At 34.1% G+C, this 22393-nt stretch carries 22 protein-coding genes; 15 read left to right on the top strand and 7 right to left on the bottom strand.

Annotated elements, in window-relative coordinates:
• Positions 1–71 precede the first annotated feature (71 nt).
• The gene (locus AC3RV6_RS15415; protein WP_489746854.1) at positions 72–866 is read right to left on the bottom strand and encodes a hypothetical protein; all 795 of its coding nucleotides are present in this window, start codon (positions 864–866) and stop codon (positions 72–74) included.
• The gene (locus AC3RV6_RS15410) at positions 850–1311 is read right to left on the bottom strand and encodes a hypothetical protein (protein ID WP_489746853.1); all 462 of its coding nucleotides are present in this window, start codon (positions 1309–1311) and stop codon (positions 850–852) included. The genes AC3RV6_RS15415 and AC3RV6_RS15410 overlap by 17 nt, the downstream gene beginning before the upstream one ends.
• Before the next feature lie 167 nt (positions 1312–1478).
• On the opposite strand from AC3RV6_RS15410, the gene AC3RV6_RS15405 reads away from it, so the two are divergent.
• Positions 1479–2729, top strand: a complete 1251-nt coding sequence (locus AC3RV6_RS15405) for a hypothetical protein (RefSeq protein ID WP_489746852.1) — start codon at positions 1479–1481, stop codon at positions 2727–2729.
• A gap of 163 nt (positions 2730–2892) precedes the next feature.
• On the opposite strand, the gene AC3RV6_RS15400 is transcribed toward AC3RV6_RS15405, so the two are convergent.
• Positions 2893–5442: an AAA family ATPase gene (locus tag AC3RV6_RS15400; protein ID WP_489746851.1), complete on the bottom strand. Its 2550-nt coding sequence runs from the start codon at positions 5440–5442 to the stop codon at positions 2893–2895.
• 256 nt (positions 5443–5698) lie between these two features.
• Here AC3RV6_RS15400 and AC3RV6_RS15395 point away from each other — a divergent pair, with 256 nt between their 5' ends.
• The 5 genes from AC3RV6_RS15395 to AC3RV6_RS15375 all read left to right on the top strand — a co-directional run bounded on the left by AC3RV6_RS15395 (position 5699) and on the right by AC3RV6_RS15375 (position 9932).
• Positions 5699–6901: a hypothetical protein gene (locus AC3RV6_RS15395; protein WP_489746850.1), complete on the top strand. Its 1203-nt coding sequence runs from the start codon at positions 5699–5701 to the stop codon at positions 6899–6901.
• Positions 6902–7083: 182 nt separating this feature from the next.
• The gene (locus tag AC3RV6_RS15390) at positions 7084–7917 is read left to right on the top strand and encodes a DUF1835 domain-containing protein (protein ID WP_489746849.1); all 834 of its coding nucleotides are present in this window, start codon (positions 7084–7086) and stop codon (positions 7915–7917) included.
• 28 nt (positions 7918–7945) lie between these two features.
• The gene (locus tag AC3RV6_RS15385; protein WP_489746848.1) at positions 7946–8377 is read left to right on the top strand and encodes a YhfM domain-containing protein; all 432 of its coding nucleotides are present in this window, start codon (positions 7946–7948) and stop codon (positions 8375–8377) included.
• Between the two features lie 594 nt (positions 8378–8971).
• Positions 8972–9151, top strand: coding sequence for a hypothetical protein (locus AC3RV6_RS15380; protein WP_489746847.1), 180 nt, complete (start codon positions 8972–8974; stop codon positions 9149–9151).
• Positions 9152–9278: 127 nt separating this feature from the next.
• On the top strand, positions 9279–9932 hold the full coding sequence (locus tag AC3RV6_RS15375; RefSeq protein ID WP_489746846.1) for a M48 family metallopeptidase: 654 nt from the start codon (positions 9279–9281) through the stop codon (positions 9930–9932).
• A gap of 83 nt (positions 9933–10015) precedes the next feature.
• On the opposite strand, the gene AC3RV6_RS15370 is transcribed toward AC3RV6_RS15375, so the two are convergent.
• Complete coding sequence (locus AC3RV6_RS15370; RefSeq protein ID WP_489746845.1) at positions 10016–11419, bottom strand: tetratricopeptide repeat-containing diguanylate cyclase; 1404 nt, start codon at positions 11417–11419, stop codon at positions 10016–10018.
• 528 nt (positions 11420–11947) lie between these two features.
• Here AC3RV6_RS15370 and AC3RV6_RS15365 point away from each other — a divergent pair.
• The 3 genes from AC3RV6_RS15365 (at position 11948) to AC3RV6_RS15355 (ending at position 13683) form a co-directional block, all read left to right on the top strand.
• Complete coding sequence (locus AC3RV6_RS15365) at positions 11948–12601, top strand: GGDEF domain-containing protein (protein WP_489746844.1); 654 nt, start codon at positions 11948–11950, stop codon at positions 12599–12601.
• A 169-nt stretch (positions 12602–12770) separates the two neighbouring features.
• The gene (locus tag AC3RV6_RS15360) at positions 12771–13241 is read left to right on the top strand and encodes a YbaK/EbsC family protein (RefSeq protein WP_489746843.1); all 471 of its coding nucleotides are present in this window, start codon (positions 12771–12773) and stop codon (positions 13239–13241) included.
• A gap of 22 nt (positions 13242–13263) precedes the next feature.
• Entirely contained in the window at positions 13264–13683 is a 420-nt protein-coding gene (locus tag AC3RV6_RS15355) for a hypothetical protein (protein ID WP_489746842.1), read from the top strand.
• Between the two features lie 54 nt (positions 13684–13737).
• Here the strand turns inward: AC3RV6_RS15355 and AC3RV6_RS15350 are convergent, their stop codons facing one another.
• Positions 13738–14145: a DUF1761 domain-containing protein gene (locus tag AC3RV6_RS15350; RefSeq protein ID WP_489746841.1), complete on the bottom strand. Its 408-nt coding sequence runs from the start codon at positions 14143–14145 to the stop codon at positions 13738–13740.
• Between the two features lie 254 nt (positions 14146–14399).
• Here AC3RV6_RS15350 and AC3RV6_RS15345 point away from each other — a divergent pair, with 254 nt between their 5' ends.
• Both AC3RV6_RS15345 and AC3RV6_RS15340 read left to right on the top strand, forming a co-directional pair.
• Positions 14400–15242: an STAS domain-containing protein gene (locus AC3RV6_RS15345; RefSeq protein WP_489746840.1), complete on the top strand. Its 843-nt coding sequence runs from the start codon at positions 14400–14402 to the stop codon at positions 15240–15242.
• Between the two features lie 110 nt (positions 15243–15352).
• The gene (locus tag AC3RV6_RS15340; RefSeq protein ID WP_489746839.1) at positions 15353–16342 is read left to right on the top strand and encodes a lysozyme inhibitor LprI family protein; all 990 of its coding nucleotides are present in this window, start codon (positions 15353–15355) and stop codon (positions 16340–16342) included.
• A gap of 378 nt (positions 16343–16720) precedes the next feature.
• On the opposite strand, the gene AC3RV6_RS15335 is transcribed toward AC3RV6_RS15340, so the two are convergent.
• Positions 16721–16879: a hypothetical protein gene (locus AC3RV6_RS15335; RefSeq protein WP_489746838.1), complete on the bottom strand. Its 159-nt coding sequence runs from the start codon at positions 16877–16879 to the stop codon at positions 16721–16723.
• A 264-nt stretch (positions 16880–17143) separates the two neighbouring features.
• Between AC3RV6_RS15335 and AC3RV6_RS15330 the strand changes: the two genes are divergently transcribed.
• From AC3RV6_RS15330 to AC3RV6_RS15315, 4 genes are all read left to right on the top strand, one after another.
• Positions 17144–18373, top strand: a complete 1230-nt coding sequence (locus AC3RV6_RS15330) for a carboxylate--amine ligase (RefSeq protein ID WP_489746837.1) — start codon at positions 17144–17146, stop codon at positions 18371–18373.
• Positions 18374–18429: 56 nt separating this feature from the next.
• A complete protein-coding gene (locus AC3RV6_RS15325; RefSeq protein ID WP_489746836.1) occupies positions 18430–19470 on the top strand; it encodes a lipid II:glycine glycyltransferase FemX in 1041 nt (346 codons plus the stop codon).
• Between the two features lie 4 nt (positions 19471–19474).
• Positions 19475–20206, top strand: a complete 732-nt coding sequence (gene cuyB / locus AC3RV6_RS15320; RefSeq protein ID WP_489746835.1) for a cysteate racemase — start codon at positions 19475–19477, stop codon at positions 20204–20206.
• Positions 20207–20322: 116 nt separating this feature from the next.
• On the top strand, positions 20323–21465 hold the full coding sequence (locus AC3RV6_RS15315; protein WP_489746834.1) for a DEAD/DEAH box helicase: 1143 nt from the start codon (positions 20323–20325) through the stop codon (positions 21463–21465).
• A gap of 67 nt (positions 21466–21532) precedes the next feature.
• Here the strand turns inward: AC3RV6_RS15315 and map are convergent, their stop codons facing one another.
• Positions 21533–22279 (bottom strand): type I methionyl aminopeptidase, encoded by a 747-nt coding sequence (map, locus tag AC3RV6_RS15310; RefSeq protein ID WP_489749284.1) that lies wholly within the window; start codon positions 22277–22279, stop codon positions 21533–21535.
• Between the last annotated feature and the right edge of the window lie 114 nt (positions 22280–22393).

Here is a 22393-nt window from a genome sequence, read left to right as displayed (position 1 = left end):
ACTACGTTGATCACCTTTATTAGAAATTGAGGAACTTGCCGATTATACAAAATTGGCAGGTTCTTCGACTTTTATATGAAGTGTCTAAAATGCTCTATTAATTGTTGCCCAACATTGTTTAATCCATTAAGTCCAGTTCCTAATTTACCAGCGTATTCAACTTTTTCAATGGCATGTCTAATAAGTGAGCGTTTAGGTTTATCAGATACAATCTCGGCAATGGCGACCTCAATTATTTCTTTCGTATCTTCCTTTACTTCTTGATCCAAATCTACTGTTTCTAACAACTTGTAGAATGTTTCAACTAATTTTTTTAGTTCATGGGTTTGACCGTAGTGGTTATTTTGTGTTGCATTTACTGTTCCTTGGCCCTGTGCAATGGCAACTTGTCCGCCATTTACATTAATATGAATTTTTTCATCATCACCCAATCCTAACCACACCCCTTTTAAATAGACTTCAATATGTCCCACCAACAAGCTAACTACCCTGTTATTAAAGGTGTCTACCATATCTTGAAACTTTCTGCTTGATCCATAAAAACGACAGATAGAAAGATAATCGTTGCAATGTTCGGCACAGTATTTTAATAATTGATAGATAAAGGATATCTCAAAACTTTTATCGGGTTCAATTGCGTAGCCATCGTGTATTTCCCTTGTTTGAACTTCTTTTTCTATGTCAAAGTCAAAAGTATTATGTTCCACTATGAAGCCCAAAATTAAGGGATTACCCTCAATAAACATTAGAAATCTTTTCACATTATTTAAACCGTCATCCTGATCGGTCTTTAACAAACGGCTTGCAATTCTACGAAACTCGGTCGATAGCATTTGAAATTCTTTTTTATCAATCAATAGATCCATGTCTATCACCTCCGCAAAAAGGGCAATACAACGTATCATCAATAAGGGATGCCTTTATTCGACGATCACAGCATGTTAGATGGTAGGTTTCCATATTATCAGACTCAATAATGGTTTTCGGAGCATTCATATTAAATTTTGATCCTGTTTTCACCTTAATTGCTTTGCTGTTCTTGAATGCCTTCTTCGTATCATCAATAAAACCATTTAGCAATTCATACATATGATTTTCCGCTAAACGTAAAGCTTTTTCTTTTACTTCATCCGTATAGAACTTACTCGGCTCCGTGACTAATCCGCAATATGGACAAAACAATTCGTAAACGGCTTCGTCTTTAGAATCTTTACCAGTCAATTTAAAATGATTATCGCAAAATGGACATTGAAGAGTTACATTCCCATCGTCATCCAAGGGGATGGAGAAGGGGATAGTCACATCAGACACTATACATCGCTTCCTTTTAATATATATTTACTGAATATTATACCACTTATAGCAAGGAAGATGCAGTTGTGTGTAATTCATAGTAATATTAGTCTTGTAGACTTGAATCGTAGGGGCATAGTTTCCATTGATAGATAGGAGTGAGTTCAATAAATAGTGAGACTTTAATGGCTGAGGTTGCAAATGAGGTAAGAATGCTTTATTTAAAATCAAATGATTTTAATGGTGTTTCATTTCAAAGTATTCAAAACATATTTAAAGTAGGTGAAAAAGAGCTGACGGATATATTAATAGAGTTATTAAAGCAAAATGAAATTACATTTACCTTTTCAAGTGTTTTTATTAATCCGCATATAAAAGCATTCAAAGATTTATCTGTTGAAAATCAACTTGAATTACTCGGAAATGAGTCAACTCATGGTATTTGCATATATCCATCCACTACATCTTTAGAGAAATTTATAAATGTAGATAATTTGAGGGATGTACCATATACGAAACGGCTCTCCTTGGGCGAGCCCCAATTCGAACCAGTTTATTTTGAATTGTCTGTTTTGGAGAGTTTTTTCAATGATCCAAGATACCTTGTTCATAATGATGATTATTCGGGTAGTGTTTCTGTTAAAAGTGAATATGATGAAGAGGTATATGAAAAGGATAAGATTAACCTACAAACATTTGGTTTGGCATACAATGAAAACTTGGAACGGTTTATTATTGTTTATCTTAGATATCTAAATGAATTATCATCCGAACAGCAACAATACTGGAAGAGGTTCGAGTATAGTGGAAATTGCAAACAAAACATTGACTATTTAAAAAATACATTAGGATATTGGGCTGATAATGTTTCAATATTTCTTGCCTTTTTAGAAGAATTACACCATATTAACGAGATGTCGTTAATTATTGGAAAGCCTAAGTTATTTAGAAGTGACTTTAAGGACAATAGACCAAAAGAGTTTTCTATCTTCTTGCGACCAACTTTAAAAAATTATAATAGTTTCGTACATTCCTTAGATAAAATGCTTTCGGATAATTTGAATAAAGATTTCTTTAAAGGCGAAATTTCCTTGGAAACAGACTTTGAAAGGAAAGATGGCAAGATTGAAGTAAGGAATAAAGGAACTATTGTACTGCTTGAAGAGTGGTTTACAAAGAATTTCATCCCAAAAGATCCTGCACCTCAAAAAAAGATATTTACTACACTGAGGAAAGTAAGAAAAGAAAGGCAAAAACCTGCGCACGCTTTTCAAGAAGATGTATTTAATAAAAAGTATTTCAAAATGCAAAATGAAATAATAATAGATGCATACAGCGCCGTTAGGACATTGCGGTTAGTATTGGCAAACCATCCAAGATTAAAAGGATATGAAGTTCCGGAATGGCTATATAAAGGGAATGTGGAGTTGAATTAATAGGAACTTTACCCTTTTATTCTGTTATCAAGCAGTTTAGTGTATTGGGTTATAATAATGCTGTAAATGCCTTTTTATACAATGATAAAAGACTGTTGATATAAAAATCAACAGTCCTTCAATACCCCGGGAATCAGAATCTCTCAACCCTATATTCTACTATTTACTTATATTGCTTATAGAGTTGTTGTATATACTTCAAATCTTCATTGAATGCCTCTTTATTTGCTCGGTTGTGCTGGGTTTCAGTAGGTTGACTGTGGCCAGCCATCCAACGACAAGACTTTTCAAATAGGTCGTTTACAAGACCTAATTCTCCAACAAACTCCCCTTTTATGGACTTAGTCTTTGAAAACATTATGTTTGGCTCATATCTCCGTATTACTGATTTAAAGAAACCCTCTTCGACAATTAATTCGCACCAAGTTCGAATATCTGCGTATGCTTTTTTCAACGCTTCCTCTAATGCGTCGCCGAAACATGCTTTGGAATTAATTGTTTGCTCCTGTACTTTTATTTTACCCATTACCTCTTTTAAGTTCTCCAACCTACCACTAAATGACTCCGATACGATTCCCTTATTCATTTGGTCAAACTCATCGACCTTAAAAAATTTGTTTTCTTTATTTTTGTCACTGGTGTTGTACAAATAGTAATAAAACATGATATTGTGTGTGAAAACAATAACCTGTCTTTCCAATGATAATTGATAAATTAAGTTTGCAATCATTTCTGACCGTTTATAGTCTAATGAAGTTACTGGATCATCAAGTAGTATTGTATTATAATCTTTACGCATGGTTAAATCCGTAGCAAACTCGGCCATTGCCACAGCTTTTTGTTCACCTTCGCTCATAATTTGAGATACCTTAAACTTTTCAGGGGAAACAAATTTATTTCGCAATGTTTTCCCTTTCTTAGGCACAATCCTTAAATCGACATTAGGTACTTTGAGTTCCTGTGTAAAGTGTTCAAATGTTTTAATATAATTAGCCTGGACAATCTTTTTGAAAGCCATGGATTGTTTTTGAGTCAAGGAATTTGTTGAGAATTTTGTTTTTATTTTGTTGTAATCATTAATAGAATACTCCATTTCATACCATTCTTCTAAAGAACTTACTGATGTATGAAGCTTTTCATTCTTTTTCACTGTTTTCTTGAATGCTTTAAGAGTAAGAATAGTTTCTTCTGTTCCATTACTTGCTTTATTTAGATTGAGAATTCTGTCATCTGTATTTTTTATTTCCCCAATAATTTCCGTCAATATATCCGTAACATCAAATATTGCCTGATCAGTGATAATTTCTTTTGAAATAAGAAGGGAACTAAATAAATCTTTGTTGCGGTTCACTAACTGTATAGCTGTCTTGATTCTTTCCAAAAACTTTTCACTTTCAAATAAGGCGGCCTCCTCCTCGGATAAATTAATCATCATATTCTCTATACTGTGTTTCATAATTTCCTTTTCAATGGAATTTAATAATCCCTTGTTACTGTTAGAAATATGATTTAGGTTGTTCTCGATCGTTTTGACACCAGCTGAATCAAGGGGATGACTACAAAAAATACATGGTTCACTTTCTTGGGGATGAACTTTCTTGATGGATTCGTAATACCTCTTACCCGTTTTGACAAATGAAAACCATTCATCATTGACAATTTCGAGAAAAGATATATTCTTTTGGAACTTTTCATTATACTCGTGTTCCTCTTGTATTTTTTGTTCATAATCCCTGATTAGTTCATTTACTTTTTCTATATTCTCCCGACTTAGCACTGTAGATAATGTAGTAAACGAATCTTTGATTGAATGAAGTCTTGATTTTTGTGCAGATAAAATAGTGATTTTATCTTTAGGATTAGAAGATTCCAACTCTTTAATTTGTAATTCGGTTTCTTCAATCACCTCTTCGTATGATTCGCTTCGTGGATAGTTACTGTTAAGAAAGCCTTTTACATCTTTGGATTCTGTTATTTCTTTCCTGATTTTATCAAGCTCTTCCTGAATAAAATCATAAGATGAATCAGCAAAAGTTTTAACTTGTCTTGTCTTCAGCGAATCAATAGACCTGGAAATTTCTTGGCGGAGCGTGTCCAATAAATCTGAAATAACCTGGAAGTTCTCGAACCCTTTAGGAAGTATACTAAATGTAAGATCACTATTAATCAAAGGTAGAACCGATTCACTATCGAAAACATTTATCTTGCGTAAATCAGAATGTGATTTATTAATGTCTACAAGTTCGCTTTTTTCATTTTCACCAAGTAGATATGTGACTTCGACCGTTTGTGATGTCTGTCCTCCTATGGATTCTTCGTCGTAAACGTTAGGTATTATTGTAAGATCCTTTTCGGAAGTGAAATAGTGATCTGCTAATTTACGAAACATCCGAACATATGATGACTTTCCTGAACCATTTTCTCCATAAAAAACATTAAGACCTTTACCTAAATAAAACTGTGATTCATTGGATAGGGCGTTAATATTTTTTGGGGACTTTATTTCATTTATAATTAGGTTTGCATTATCGAGTTGTTCGCTCTCTGTGTCAGAAAATATATCAACCGTTTCTTTGGTATTTATCAAATGGAGCACATCCTCTAACAGTCGAGGTGAATCAATTTCTCTTTTACTTACGACTTCATTAATAATGTGTATTTTCCACATCTCTCCGTCTGCCCATTCATACAAGAAATGTACCGCTGTTTTCATATTACTCCCCCTCGTATAATTAATGTTCGTAAAAGCCATTACCGATGTAAAAATATTGCTATAATTAAATCAATGATATCATATTAAACAGGTATTGATGATTTACTAAACGGGATGTTCTAAAACTTTATCGACTTAGCCCTCCTTCTTACATGTTCTACGAAGAGGTATTATCCATAATAAAAACCGCTGGAGAATTATTAAATAGTTAAAGGCAACAATCAGTAATATAGAGAGTGCTAAGGAGGTTGAAATTATGATACTTATATCCCGAAAAGATCTTTATGAAATGCTCTGGTCGATTGGAACTTCAAAAACAGCCAAGGAATTAAATGTTCCATATAATAAGCTTAAAAATGCTTGTATTTCCAATGAGATTCCTCTGCCCACAGCATCATATTGGAGTCGTTTGCACATGGGAAAGGAAAAACCTACACAATCATTACTTCCCAATCCAAGTGATAACCCAGAAATTATTATAGAAGAAGTAAAAATGAAAACTGCACCTCCGCAAAAAGTATTATCACCTCAAATAGAGAATAACTCTAAAACGACTGCCAATAATAAGGTTGCTTCTCCAAAAAATGAAATAGCAAAACACCAACTATACTTCTCGTATCTCGAAGCCGAACAATCGCTACTCATTCAGACTTTCAATTCATTAAAAGTCAATAAAACCTTGTCTGCGAACCCGCACAAAGAGATAGTTAAATATCGTCAAAAGAAAAAGGACGGTATTTCGTATTATCGCAGAGAGGCAAAACTACAAATAAACTCTTCATCTGGGGTGATTATTCCTGAGACCTTTCCTTTTATAGATAGCTTATTTAAGGCGATTGAAAAGGCAGGAGCAAAAATTAACAATACGCATGATGAAACACAGGTGCTATTTAAAAGTTACGTATTTACTTTAAACTTCAAATTACCGTCAAATAAAGTGATGTTATCATCTGACGATAAAGAGTATTCGACATATAAGAACTACAAATTTGTTCCAACTGGGAAAATGAATGTTGAAGTAGGGTATTATCTTGAATGGCGGAAGTGGAGTAAACATGAAAAACTTATTCAACAAACCAAAACAGACACATTTGATACCTTGTTAAAGAAAGTATTTCTCTATATTTTTTCACTGCCCCAAAAAATTGATAAAGAAGTAAGAGCCCATGAAATTGAAGAAGAGAAAAAAAGACAAGAGGAAGAACAAAGGGCGGTTATAAAAGAGCGACATGATCGAGAGTACAAGCGTACAGAGGAATTAATGCAAAAGTCAATTCACCACTTCTACTCGCAATTAGTGGGAAAATATATTGTGTCTGAAATGGATGAAACCTCGGATGAATATAATTGGGCTATAAGCAAATCCAATTGGATTAAGGACTCTGAAAAATACCCAGACAATTTATTGACAACTAACGATAAAGAGAAACTAATTAGTTCCAAACTACCGAAAGGTTAGAAAAATTGAAGCTAAAAAGCAGAAACTTTAAAAAGGTATCAAGTACTCACACAATGAGAGTGTAAATAACCATCACCTGTATGTGCTTGTTAAAGAAAAAGGTCAACTTTCAATACAATATCTTTTGAAGACTTTTGCTTTAATAAGAACGATTAGAAATGAAACAGGAGGGGAATTTTCAAATGATCCATATTATTTTCGGTGATGCCTCTGCGGGCAGTTTAAGAGTAGCTTTAAAGGGTTTAGGTAGATACAAAATGGAGAAAGTTATATCCTTTTGGGACATGTTCTCTATTGGGCCAATCTGGCAGTTGCATGAAGAACAGGGAGTAAACGCAAGACTTGATTGGATGAAAAATGTTATGAATGATGAAAATGAAGATTTTCATGTCTTTGTAAAGAGCTTTCAAGAATCTGTAAATCAAATAAAATCTATTTCAGAAGACGTAACGATTACTATATGGATTGCTGATAACCCCCATGAGCAGACTGGACTGCGTTACGTTCTCCATCTGTTAAAGAGTAGGGATAACGATATCATGGTCATCAATACGACCAAGAAACATAGCGAACTTTTTAATAAAGAAGATATAGAATATACTGTATTACATACAGGAGAAATTCATCCTGAAAAACTTCAAGTTATATATGAGCATAGTAAAAATAAAGCTCCTCTTACAAAACATGAACGAGAGGATTTAGAGAATGAATGGCTTTCTCTTTCAAATAACCAAGAAACATTAAGAATATGGAAAAATGATAGAATACAGAGCGTTCCTGAAGACTTTTATGACCAATTTATTATCCAAAGAGCGAGATATCTACATAGACAACCAGAGCTGAATGGCTTCATGAAATCTGCAAGATTAATTGGTGACGTTCTGGGCCATTTGGAACAACATGTAGGTGACTCATTTTTAGAATATCGGCTTAGAATGCTAATAGATGCAGGGGAATTTGAGTCGGAAGGAAGTCTGAGGGCCATGAGATTTTATAGTGTGAGATTGAAACAATGAGGCTAAGAGGTAATATAGGGAGATTAAATTGAGAAAGATAATTTTAATAATATCTATTTTAGGAATGCTGGTTTTAACAGGTTGTCAATTAAGTACAGCAGAAACGATGGTTCTTTTAGATGAAAAGGTTTCAGAAGTGAAGATTTCAAAATCAAACGGATTTGGCGGAATGAATGAAGACATTATGCAATCCTATACCGATGTCGAATCAATTAAAACGTTTAAAAATGCAATCACAACCGCTCAAAAACAAGTGGGAAAAGTAGATGTATCGGAACCAGAATATGATGTGATGGTTGAATACACATCGGTGGAAGGCCAATTGCCAACACATGGTATTCATTTGTGGCTGGCTAAGGAAAATGAAAAGAGCATGCTCATGTACATCGGGGATGATGAAGTTTATCTTACCTCGGCAAAAAACACACAGAAATTAAGATTATTAATACAATCTAATTGAAAACTATGATATTTACTTAAAAAATTTACGAGGTTATTTGCTAATCTACTTTACCTACTAAGCCTTAACCCTTATTTCTTCTATGTAGCTCCAAAATAAACTCCAGCACTTTATAATAAACTCGCACCATCCATTTTCAACTTTTTAAAACAAAGTTCTTTATCCAAAATCTCTTTAACCCTTACCACACCTGCTTTTCTTCGAACCCTTATCTCTACTATCTTTATTATAAAGAGAGAAAAACGTGAACAAAAAGCGTGAAAAAAGGGTGAAAAAGCGGTCAAAACGTGAACGGAAAAGGGTGAAAACGGGGGAAAGGTATGGGGACTTTATTATAAATGGAAACGAAGGAATGCGGGTTTGCGGTGTTTTTTGTGTGGCAACTTAATTTTAATTGGTCAGAAGGTGGAAATAAGTAATAAAACATTCTTATAATATAGTTTTAATTTAAAAAATATTTATACGACAATGTGCACTTACCCCTCGTCCCCGCATTACGACAACGTATTATACGAAGAGGGGGGAAAGTATCGGGGGTAAAATTACAATGCTTTCATGATTCCTTTCTCGCATAAAGTGGAGGGAGGTTTGGACATGTCATTATTTTTTGAAGATGAAATACGAAAAGTAAAAAGGAAAGCGGGTTCTTCAGAGCTTGGGGAAATGATTTCTCAAGATCCGCGTGTGAACGGTCAGATGCCAAGTGGAACTACTAGATCATCTTTTAGGAGTATTAACACAGATCAAGAAACTTCAAGAAAACGTCATTGGTAAAAGGGCTCCAGGTTCTAAAAAAACTGATATATGATTAATAACCTGAAGATTTTATGAAGGGGTAGCTAATTATAATTAGTTACCCCTTTGTAATTAAAATATTACATAATTAAAAATGAGGGTAATTATGCAAGTTAAAATTGGAAATGAAGTAATAGATTTTAATGTACAGTATGGAAAAAGGAAAAAGATGTCCATTCATTTTGATTCGTTTGGCTTCCTAACGTTGAAAGTTCCCAACAATACTAGTAAAGAAGCGATTATTAGTGCAGTAGAAAGTAAAGTGGAATGGATAGTAGAGAAAATGCGTTCAGTCGAGGCGAACCAAGTAACTTCTAATCATAGGAAGTATGATGAACAAGGGATTTTTCTATATCTAGGGAAAGAGCATCTCCTTCATGAATTAATTGAAATAGGTGAGTTCAATGAAGAGGCACTCAAAAATAATCTCAAAAAGTTTTATTTTAATAGTTGCAAGACGATTGTAGAGGAACGAATAAAAATATATCAAGAAAAACTGAAAGTAAAGCCTAAAATCATCGAGATAGTTGAATCAAAAGGTAAGTGGGGTAGTTGTAATACGAATAAAAAAATCACTTTTAATTATCGTCTTGCTATGGCGCCAGTTGACGTCATTGATTACGTAATTATCCATGAACTTTGTCATTTACTTCATATGAACCATGATCGTTCATTTTGGAGACGTGTCGGAAGCATCATGCCGGACTATAAAGAAAAAGAAAAGTTTTTAGAAAGGAACGGGCAATCAATGTCATTTTAATAAGTTTTTAATAGATGCCCATACAACACTAGTTTTAATATAGTGTTGTATGGGCATCTATTTTTAAAAATTGTGCAGATATTTTATATGCAAACTTGATTCTTTCCATTCTTTTTAGCTTTGTATAATGCAACATCAGCATTATGAAATATATCCTTGAATTTTAAAATTGAACCGCTCAAATTATCTGCAATTCCAATACTAACTGTAAGTACTATTCGTTTACCATCTTTTTCAATGACTAAGTCACGAATGGCCTTCGACAGCTGTTCGGCTTTCTTTTTACCGAAATCTAGAGATAGACCTTTTAGAATAATGACGAATTCATCACCACCGAAACGACCAACTAAGTCATCTTCTCTCACAAGCGATACGCAAGTTTTGCTTACTAGTTGAATCAGTTTATCACCAAAGAGGTGCCCATATGTATCGTTCATAGTTTTTAAATTATCCAAATCTAGAGCAATGCATACTATTTGTTTATCATTCCGACGCGCTTCGGTTAATAAAGCGTTTGTAGCCGTTTCTATATAACTCCGATTGTACAATCCAGTTAGGAAATCAATATCTGCTTTACGTTTTACCTCAGAAATATTAATTTTAACATCTAACCTTTTTGCTTCTAATGCAATTTCTCTTTCGCTCAATTGATGTAAAAGTGCAATATAATCCTGTTGCACCAGAAAGCCTGCGTGAATATCTCCCATTAATTCACATAGCTCCATACGCTTTTCATGAAGTCCCTTTAGTAAGTAAATGTCATTGTAACTAGTTGCTAGTTCAACAGCTTTTGATAACGAATTAAATGCCTTTTGATAGTCTTTACTTTGCATAAACCAACGCCCCTGTAAATCATAAACATGTGTTTTTTCTCTGATAAATGATTCTAAAATCGTATTTTGAATCATTTCATCAATCATATACTTAGATTTCTTTAAGTTTCCTAATCCAATATGAGCATTTGCTATATTTAATTTTACTCTTAATTCAAGTATCTCAGTTTGCGGCTCATGTGCTTTTGCCGCTTGTAATCCTAATAAGCCCATTTTAAGCGCTTCACCAAAGTTTTCTTCTTTGGAATAAATGGAACTGTAATTACTATAGCCATTGCTCACAATATTAAATTTTTTGAGCTCTGTCCCAAGTGCAATACTTTTGGTAAGTGTCTCTTTAGCCTTATCATATTCTTTATTATATTCATGCAATAAAAATAAGATATTAAAAGAATTTAATTGATCTGCCTTATCCCCATACTTATAGCTGTAATCGACATGTGCTTCAATACTTTGAAATGCTCTTTCAATCATTCCTAGACAATAATAAGATGCTGCATTATTTATATGTGCAATTAAGATGGATTTATGATTTTCAGATTGGAGCCCGAGTTCCAGTAATTGATTGCAAACTTCTATCGTTTCTTTATAATTACCTTCAACTCTTAATAATGAAGCCTTCTGTTGAAGTTGGATCAAATTATCATTTTTCATGTCAATTACTCCAATCATACTTGTACTATCCGAATTAATTCAATCATACAACAGTTGTAGTTCTTGTGCACCATGTTATTTAGAATCAATTGTTATGAAAGTAGTGAATTATTATAGGTTAATAGACAGGTTTTTAGTAAGATTAATCTCTTGAGTTGTATATGTACTGTCTTTATGGAGCACCTAATTAATTAGCCTGTGCTGTCTTAGAACATAATGATTGGGTGCACAATCACTAATATATTTTGAATTGGAATACTTATCCAGTATAATAAAGGTAGGATTATTATCCTGAACAATCTGGTCTATATTGAAGTTTTTTTATATTTTAGAAGGTTTTATTTATTATTCTAAATAACAGTTCTTTAGCCCTGGATATAAATCTGCTACAGTTAAGGAGTAGTTTGGGCTGTTTAATTAATATACATTTATTCGCTTTATCGGAGAAGCATTTGTACAAGTATTAGGTAAGTATGAGGCATATTTATTATAGACAAATAAATGATAGTTAAAAAAAGAGGCGAATTAATGGGATATAAAGGTAGAGCTTTTGCTGTTGGAGTAGTATTTTTGTTCAATATTCTTCGTTATTTTTATTACCATAAATACTTCGGACTTCCATTTGGAGCAAGCTTTTTTATATTAACAAGTGTATTTTTAATGGTTGCTTGGGTGGGTGGTAAGCAATATGATTTAGCTAAATACTACGCAGAGAAAGATCCATTAACCGATACGTATAATCGACGAATGATAAAAAAAGCGTTTCAAAAAAATGTTTTGTTTTTCCGAAATAAAAACAAAAAGTTTGCTGTAGTTATTATTGATCTTGACAACTTTAAAGAAGTTAACGATAGTTTTGGACATCAAAAAGGTGACGAGTTATTAAGTTACGTTGCAAACGTAATAAAGAAAAATGCAAACAAGGATGATTTCGTCATACGTTGGGGTGGCGATGAATTTTTACACATCGTATCAAACATTAAGGAAGGTTTTCAAAAATATTATGTGCAAAGACTTCAAAAAGAATTAGCACATAGTGAAATTCCTTTAATCCCTTCAGTTGAAGTTTCTATTGGTATAGCTATTTTCCCAGATTTAGGGGAAGACATAGAGGAGTTAGTTCGACAAGCTGATTTATCGATGTATAAAATGAAAAAATATGCGGATATTGCCAATGAATAATAAATCTGATTGGATTATTCAGTACGACGATTCAAACATTTATAGTCATTGGTTGAATATTATGATTACTTATTAACTAAAACATTTAAAAACCTGAAGCACTAGAACAAATTACTATTAACTATTGGGATTAGGAAATTCAAAATTCGTAAAAAACAGGAGGCAGAAAATGGCTATTGAATTAGTAAGAGCATATTTTGCAAATTTAGGAATTGAACATAGAATACAAGAATTGGAAGCATCGAGTGCAACAGTTGAACTTGCAGCACAAGCATTAAATATAGAGCCAGCACGTATTGCGAAGACATTGTCTTTTAAAAAAGGTGACGAATGTATTTTAGTAGTAGCTGCGGGAGATACGAAAATTGACAACCCAAAATTCAAAAAAACATTTAGTGTCAAAGCCAAAATGCTATCTCCTGATGAAGTGCTGGAACACGTTGGGCATGCAATTGGTGGCGTTTGTCCGTTTGGTATTCCTGAAAATGTAAAAGTGTATTTGGATGAATCATTAAAACGATTTGATACTATTTTCCCTGCATGTGGGAGTAGTAATAGTGCAATTGAGCTGACTTGTGATGAATTATATACATATGCTAAAGGTCAAGAGTGGGTAGACGTTTGTAAAGGTTGGGAATAAAAGTGGTTCGGGGGTAAGAGAGTTGAAAGAGACATACAATAAAACAGTAAGTGGGTTATCAATATACTTGTTAAGTGGGATTCTCGCTTCAATATTATCTGGAGTACTTGCTGCTTTATATGATGTCTCATTTTCAGAGGATTCTTGGGGATTTTTTGATGTTGCTTTTTTATTTATACTTTTTACACTGCCTGTCTTCGGTTTAGTCGCTATCCCTTTCGCTTTATTTGTCGACTATTCTAGAAAAACAAAGGCATTGCCAGCTGTTAAGAAGTTATTACTTTATCTGGTTGCAGGAATCGTATCAGGATTTCTTTACGGATTAATTATTTTTAGTCCTGCAAATTACGGTTTCTCAGAATATATAGTGCTGATTTTCTTCGGTGTGGTATGCTCAGTCACCTTTTTCTTCTTCTTGACAATGTTTAAAAAGTGGAAATAAAAGAAGATACGCCACATCCATTACGGATATGGCGTATCTTTTTTCTCATACAACTTACATCATTAAACCATGCAACCCGCCTAACAGCGTAAAGATAACGAGATGATCCCCAATTGCAATGATAAATGATTTTTTCTTAATTAGGCCAAATAATGTGTTTTTAAAATAAACAAGTGCAATGACAATACCAACCATGAAGCCCACCACTAAGCCGTCTAATATGCCGTCTGAACCTATAATATGAACAAGCGTGTACATGATAAATGAGCTGATAAAGGCAACGATAACCGAGACAATATACTTAAACGAACTGCTGTTTTGCTTTTCATCTTTAATATGTGCGGTATTCTGCATTCTTTTGTCAGAGAGTAGAATAGAATAGTAAATTCCGCCGTATATCATATACAAGATCGCTCCAAATAAAATAGCCAAATAATTTAATTCATTAAATTCCAATAACAAATATAAGACCTCCTCTATTTCATGCTTTTACTTTCAACTCTATATTAACATTTCGAATGTAAGTAATAAAAGATTGTGTGTTTGAACATGGCGTTTGAATAAATTCTGTATATAGTAGAATATCACTTTAAATTTAACTATTCGACGCTCACAATTATTTCATTTTTTTGTTGAAAGAACAAATTTCTGATAAACTTATAGCAAGTATGAAATATAGAAGATGAACAACTACACAGTAAGAGAGGTGAAGGCTAATGAGTCAAATAGATTCACAGCTTTACAATTATATTATGGACAATTTATCTGCGATTTCTGATGAATGGCTTTCTCACCGGAACGATAGTGGATCGTCCATTTATTCAATAAATGCGGATCAATCCGTAGAAGCATTATTACGTGAACAAAATCGATTTACTAATTTGACCGTAACAAGTATTTTATTGAATGATAAAAAAGTATTTGATGATAATAAAGAGGAATGGGCATTGAATTTAGCTAAAAGTAGGGTAAGTACTAATACGCCCATACATGAAGTGTTGGATGCGCTTTCTAATGCCAGAAAAGCGTATTGGACGTTTTTGGAACGATTTGTGGATTCGAACATGGAAGAAATTACACATGCAGACCTCTTAAAATGGGGGATGATTATTCATTCGGCATTTGATAAATTGACGATTAAATTCTCAAAGACATATTATGAAATGATGAAAAGTAAGTTTAGAATCCAAGAAAGCTTAATTGAAGAACTTGGTTCACCGGTAATACTCATCAATTCGTCAATAGGGGTTTTACCATTAATAGGAGAAATGGGCACAATGCGTGCTAAAAGCGTCATGGATCTAATCCCAGAAAAATGCTTGAAAGCTGATATCACCCAATTATACATAGATCTCTCAGGTGTTTCTTTTGTTGATACGACAGTAGTTCATCAGATCTATGAACTAACAAAAGTTCTACAGTTATTAGGTGTTAAATCAGTTATTACAGGAGTACGGCCAGAAATTGCACAAACCGCAAATCAGTTAGGTGTAAATTTTTCTAAAATAGAATCATTTAGTTCACTTCAACTTGCTTTTAAAAAAGACTTTATGAATTGAAATTGGCTTTCAGTTCACATATAAATGAGGATGCAAAAGTCTAGTACGAGTAATAATTTGAAATAGTAAGTAATTGTAGCCGAAAAATAGTAAGAATGTTGGTGCGATCTATGAAGAAGTTAGCTGTAGCTATTATGTTAAGTTTCCTTTTAGCTGGATGTGGAAATAGGGTTTATGATAAAGCAATTGAGGATGCAAAACTAGCCTTAGCTAGTGGGGAAATCGATAAGGCATATGGATTATATGAATTGGCGTTAGATGAAAAACCGAAAGATGAAGTAGCGAAAAAAGCTCTTCAACAATTAACCGATATTAATGAAGTGAAAGAGGCAATTGAACAAGCTGATTGGGACGAAGCCTTACAAAAAGCAAAAATAATAATAGGGCTCCAAAAATTACCTATTAGTCTTAAAAAAGAACTTGATACTTTTATAAAGTTAGCCGAAGAAAACAAAGAGCAAAGTAAAACGATTACGAATAAAATACAGGAAATTCAAAGTCAAATTAATAACATGTTTTACGAAGAAGCGCAAAATCAATTAGATGCATTAGTAAATAACGAAGAACTAAAAATTGGATTAACCCAATTCACAGTTGAAGTTGATGAAATAAAAAGCACAATAGTTGCAGGCGTTCAACAACAAAAAATTGACGCGGAAGAAAAGGCTAAAGCAGAGATTGTGGCAAAGGAGGAACAAGCAAAGTTAAAAGAAGAAAAAACTGAAAAGTCGAAAGCCAATAGTACGAAAAATGATTACTTGAATAAATTAAGTCAAATTGAAGAAGGTTTGAGTGACCTAGATTATTTATTCGAAACTGGTATCACGGTTAATTTGGTAGAGGCAACGGCTGAAGTTTACGATAGATATGACAAAGCATTAAATGAAATTTATGGTGTTTTAAAAAAGCAATTACCAAAAAAAGAAATGAAGTCTTTACGCGACAAACAAAGGCAATGGATTAAGGATAGGGACAAACAAGCGGATGAAGATGCTGCATATTATGAGGGAGGCACATTTGCTAGTGTTCAACGTTTAGATACGTTAGGCCAACTTACCAAGCAAAGGTGTTATGAACTAGTCAATCAGTACATGAGGTGAAAAATGCCATCCAAAACTTCGGGCGGCTTTTGTATTAAAATGATAAGGCATTGAACGTGACCTTAGGAACTTCGGGGACCCCGACTTTATTAAAAAACGCCTAACCGAGCAACGTCGCGGCCAAACTATACTACGTTATATTGAAACCTTGCAACGTCAGGCGCAAACAATGAAACGTCGCCCGAACTTCACAACAAAAATGGGAAACCTATCAACGTCGCGGCCAAGCTATACAACGTTATATTGAATCCTCGCAACGTTAGGCAAAAACAATGCAACGTCGGTTACCCTGTATAGCAACTTCCCTCGGGAATACCTAGTAATTATAAAATCCAATACGCGCCGGTTAGGCAAGTATTGGATTTGTTTTGTATTAAATTAGTTATCATCTGGGTTATTATAACTTTGTTTAGTATTATTAAGTTCTTCTTGCGCTTCACGCTTTAACTTCTCTAATTCTTCTGTTGCTTTTTTTTCTGCATTATCTGCAGCTTTTGCCCAGTCCTCGGGATTATTTTCATGGCTTTCCCCACTCATTATACTGACCTCCAATATTTTGTTATTTACCTTTTTATTCTTCCCTATTACTAGGAAATTAAACTTCTGTAGAGTGACTATTAATTTATAAATAAAGTATTTCCACTTAATTCTGGATATATGGATAAATTGACAGAAAATGCTTAATCACGTATATTTAATGCTGTATGAACACTTTCTAACATTAAAAAGAAGTGCATATGTTATATTTTAATTGAACTATTTCCTTCACGGGAACATGTTGCGGGAAAAGGGGAATTAACGATGGAAAAAGTAGACTTTCTGCCAGTAATACTTGGCTCTGATGATAATGCATACGGCATGGCTAGGGCTTTTCATGAAGAATATGGAATAAAAAGCATCATAGTCACGAAAGGTCATATCTTACCGACTATGCATAGTAAAATAATAGAAAAGAAACTATATGAAAAATTAGATGAACCAGAAATATTTATTAAAAGTTTACTTGATTTACATGGTGAGTTAAAAAATAGAGCGGACAAGTTGTTGATGATTGCAAGTAATGAAAATTATGCTGAACTTGCTATACGCCATCGAGATCAACTAGAGCCTCATTTTATTTTGCCTTTTATTAGCGAAAAGCTAATGGATGAAGTTGTTTATAAAGAACGATTTTATGAAATGTGTGAAGAATACGGTCTGGATTACCCAGACACTGTTGTATTTAAAAAAGGTATGGATGTTGAAATGGAATTTCCATTTGATTATCCTATTGTCGTTAAACCTTCTGATAGTATGACTTATTTTAATGCGCAATTTGAAGGGAAAAAGAAGGCTTACGTTCTTAAAGATAAGGCTTCTTTTATAGACACAATCCAAAAAGTATATTCATCGAGTTATGAAGACTCTCTAATTATTCAAGATTATATACCAGGAAATGACACAGTAATGCGTGTATTAAATGCCTACGTTAATCAAAATGGGAAAGTCCAAATGATGTGTCTGGGACGTGTTATTTTAGAAGATTACACACCAGTACTAATAGGCAATTACGTCGGGATCATCGGCGAGTATAATGAAGATACTGATAAAATTTATGCGCAATATAAAAAGTTTCTAGAAGAAATTGGCTTTATAGGCTATGCAAATATAGATTTAAAATATGATAGACGTGATGGGAAATATAAAATATTTGAATTGAATATTCGTCAAGGTAGAAGTAGTTATTTTGTTACGGCAAACGGCTATAATATGGCTAAGTACCTTGTTGAAGACCGTGTTTATAACCGTGAATCACCAATTGAATACGGTAAAAACACGCATTTATGGCATACAATTCCAAAGGATCTTCTTATTCAGTACACGATGGATGAAGAACTTAAAGAACAGGTTGTTGAACGATTTAAAAAAGGTGAATCCTCAAACACATTGTACTATTCAAAAGACTTTGGTTTGTTAAAACGATTCAAAGTGAATGCTTATTATAAAGGTTATTATGAGCGGTTTGAAAAGTATTTTTCGTTGAAGGATTGATGAATGCGGCATTATTTATAGGTGTTTGCATGAAATATAGTGGAGGTTTTTGGTAAATGGCAATTCTCGACAAATCGAATAAAGAAGATGTGAATCGATACGACGATTTCGTTCTTCATTCAAAGTTTCGTTCTGTGACACAGGATCGTCGTTGGTCAGAAGTTAAAGATGACTGGGGAAATGAACATGTCTATCTTGAGGAAGATGGCGAGATCATTGCTGCAATGTCTATACTTATTAAACGGTTACCTTTAGGGTACTCTGTCTTATATGCACCAAGAGGTCCTGTGTGCGATATTTTTGATATGGAATTAGTTCAAGCAATTTTGAAAGAAGCGGAAGCAGTAGCTAAAAAAAATAAAGCAATTATGCTGAAATTTGATCCTGAAGTGTCATATTCGGATGAACTTTATAATCTCTATAAAGATGCTGGTTTCCGTTTAATATCTAAAGATGATGATCAAGATAAGCTTATTCAACCTCGGATGAATATGATTTTACAATTAGAGGATCATGATGAAGAGACAATCATGTCGAAGTTTTCGAAAGGGTGCCGCAGTAGTATTAGAGGTGCTATTCGAAAAGGTGTGAAAGTGCGTTATTCACGTACAGATGAAGATATTGAAATCTTTCATAAAATATACGAAGAGATGGCGTTGCGAAACAAAATTACAACAAGATCAGTTGCCTATTTTAAATTAATGCGAGATTCATTCGATAGTTTGCGCGTATACCTTACATATCATGAAGAAGATGTATTAGCTGCTAGTGTTACGATTAATTACAATGGTAAATTTTACTATCTTTATGCAGGTAGTAATAATGTGAAAAGGAATTTGAATCCGAATCATGTGATGAATTATGAGCTCATTAAGTGGGCGATTGAAGAAGGTGCCGAACAATATGATTTCGGTGGTGTGTTCGAATTAAGTAGCAATGATGGGTTATATAAATTCAAGAAAAGTTTTTGTAACAAGGATGAACCTGCGCAATATATCGGAGAGATTGACAAAGTATATAACCCGTTAATGTACAATGTATTAGAAAAGTTTATCCCACTAGTAAAGAATTTCAGAAAAAAACTTAGACGGCGGTGAACCGTTGAAGAATTCACATAGTAAAGGTCTTGAAAATCAGATGAATAAAAAATCATTAGGAATTATAGGTGGCGTTGGACCACTGGCGACTATGTTTATCGGAGAAATGATTGTTCGGAGAACTGATGCTGAAAAAGATCAGGATCATGTAAATATGACAATCACCAATAATACGAATATACCAGATAGAACTGCATTTATATTAGGAGAAAGTACGAATAATCCTGTGCCATTCATATTATCAGATGCAAATCGATTGAAAGCTGCTGGTGCTGAAGTATTAATTATACCTTGCAATACTGCCCATTCATTCTATGAGCAGATTCAAGCTGGTACTGATTTGCCGGTTATTAATATGATTGATGAAACAGTGAAGTATGCAAAAAGAGCTGGTGCAAACCGGGTAGGAATTCTTGGTACAACTGGGACAATAACAACAGGGATTTATCAATCAGCTTGTGAACGTAACGAATTAACACCCGTTATTCCAGATGAATCTACACAAAAAGTATTAATGTCACTAATTTATGATGATGTGAAAGCTGGCATGCCGATAGATCCGGAGAAGTGGATGATGATGGAACATTCAATGCGTGAAGCTGGTTGCGACACAATGATTCTTGGATGCACAGAATTATCAATTGTGAAAAAAGAGCTTCATTTGGTGGATTGTATTGATTCATTGATGGTCCTAGCTGAAACAGCAATCCAAAGATGTGGCTATAAATTAAAATAATGGGGGGCATTCAGGAGTAATCTTCGTAACTTCTGAATGTCTTTTCATTTTAGAATAACGTGTTGAATGTAATGCTATGGTACACTAAATAGAGTAGAGAGAAAGTGGTGAAGGCGATGTCCTTTGTAGAAAAAATGGATGAAGTATTCCAGGAGAAATGGAAGTTTGACAAGGCGTTACCCATTCAAGAGAAAATGATACCAGAAATGATTGCAGGAAAAGATATCGTTGCTGAATCACCGACTGGAACGGGTAAGACACTTGCCTATGTAATTCCGTTGTTACATTTAGTTGATGGTTCAAAGCAACAAACGCAGGCTCTTATCATTGCACCGTCACAAGAATTAGCTATCCAGATTACGGATGTTATTAGAGATTGGGTTTCAGGGACTAAAATTACCGTAGCACCATTAATCGGTGGGGCTAATGTAAAGCGCCAAGTAGAGCGTTTGAAAAAGAAACCGACAATTGTTGTTGGGACACCAGGTAGATTATTAGAGCTTGTACAATTAAAAAAATTAAAATTATTTGATATTCGGCATATGGTTCTTGATGAAGGTGATTTGTTATTAGCTCGCGAACACAGAGTTCTCATAAAAAACATGATTGATGGGGCTAATCATGATAGACAAGTAGTTGTTGTATCAGCTACGATTACAGAAGAAATTGAACGTGTTGCCGAGGATTTTATGGATAATCCACTTCGAATACAGTTCGGTAAAAAAGATATGCCGAAATCAGGAGAAGTCGTTCAGTCATTTATCAAGACACCACTACGTGATAAAACGGATATACTCAGAGGGCTTTCACATATAGAAGGAATAAGGGCATTAGCTTTTGTTAGTAATGTTGATCAAATTAGAATGAAAGAAATGAAACTTCAATATAATAAAGCACCAATCATCGTTCTACATTCCAATATGCGTGCTAACGATAGACAGCAGGCATTGGAAAGTTTCCGAAAAGGAGAACACAGAATTTTAATTGCGACTGATCTTGCGGCACGTGGGCTTGATATAGATGGACTATCACATGTTATTCACGTTGATATCCCACGTACTGTTGAACAATACTTGCATCGTTCGGGAAGAACTGGTCGAGCAGGAAAATCAGGTGAAGTATTGGCTTTATTGACGCCATCAGAAGAACGTGATTATCGGAAAGTAACAAAAGGAATAACAACGGTAGAGAAAATCTGGCGTAACGGTGCGCTTCAGACGGCAGGACCGAATAAAGAGAGACCTAGAAATAAAAAATAATTAAAAAGGAGTCGTTGCAGAACTCTCTTCTTGAGGATTTCTGTAACGACTCTTTTTTGAAAATTAATTAGAGTTTTGTTAAAATAATTGGTTCGCCTTTTGTAACGATAATCGTATGTTCAATTTGTGCAACAAGTGAATTATCTGGCGTAACGAATGTCCACCCATCATCTAATTCAACGATACTTTCAGCTTTCTGTGATATGAAGGGCTCTACTGCAAGAACCATACCTTCTTTGAGTAGTGTTTTATCCCAAGGATCATAATAGTTAAGAATATGCTGAGGTTCTTCGTGTAACGACTTTCCGATACCGTGGCCGGTAAGATTTCGAATGACAGCAAGTCCATTCTTCTTGGCTTCACGCTCTACCGCTTTTCCAATGCCGCTTAAACTAGATCCGGCTTTCACTTTTGTCATTGCGATATCGAATGCACTTTTTGCAACATCACATAATAGTTGTTTTTTAGCATCTGGTGTTCCAACTACAAAAGAGATACCAGTATCGGCAAAATATCCTTCAAAAGAGCCTGAAACGTCTATATTGACGATGTCTCCATCTTTTATGATACGTGAACCTGGTATGCCATGTGCGACTTCATTGTCGACGCTGATGCATGTATAGCCAGGGAAGTCATATTCAGCGATAGGGGCTGAGAGCGCACCTTTGTCTTCGAATAGACGTCCTCCAATTTCATCGATTTCTTTCGTTGTCATTCCGGGTTTAGTCGATTCTTTCATGGTATCCCGGATTTCAGCGACTATTTTTCCAATCTTTTTTAGACCTTCAAAGTCTTGATCAGTTTTTGCGATCATGATGCTCAAATCCTTTCTTCCGCTCATTTTATTTCATCTTATACTATATCACATGAGACAACACAAAAATGCCTACTTTAACTTAAAAAAGTAGGGAGTTTGTGTTGATAATTT

It is taken from the genome of Sporosarcina sp. So3-204, from assembly GCF_058068165.1.
The sequence above is the reverse complement of the archived record's forward strand: the minus strand, read 5'-3'. Positions and strand labels throughout refer to the sequence as shown.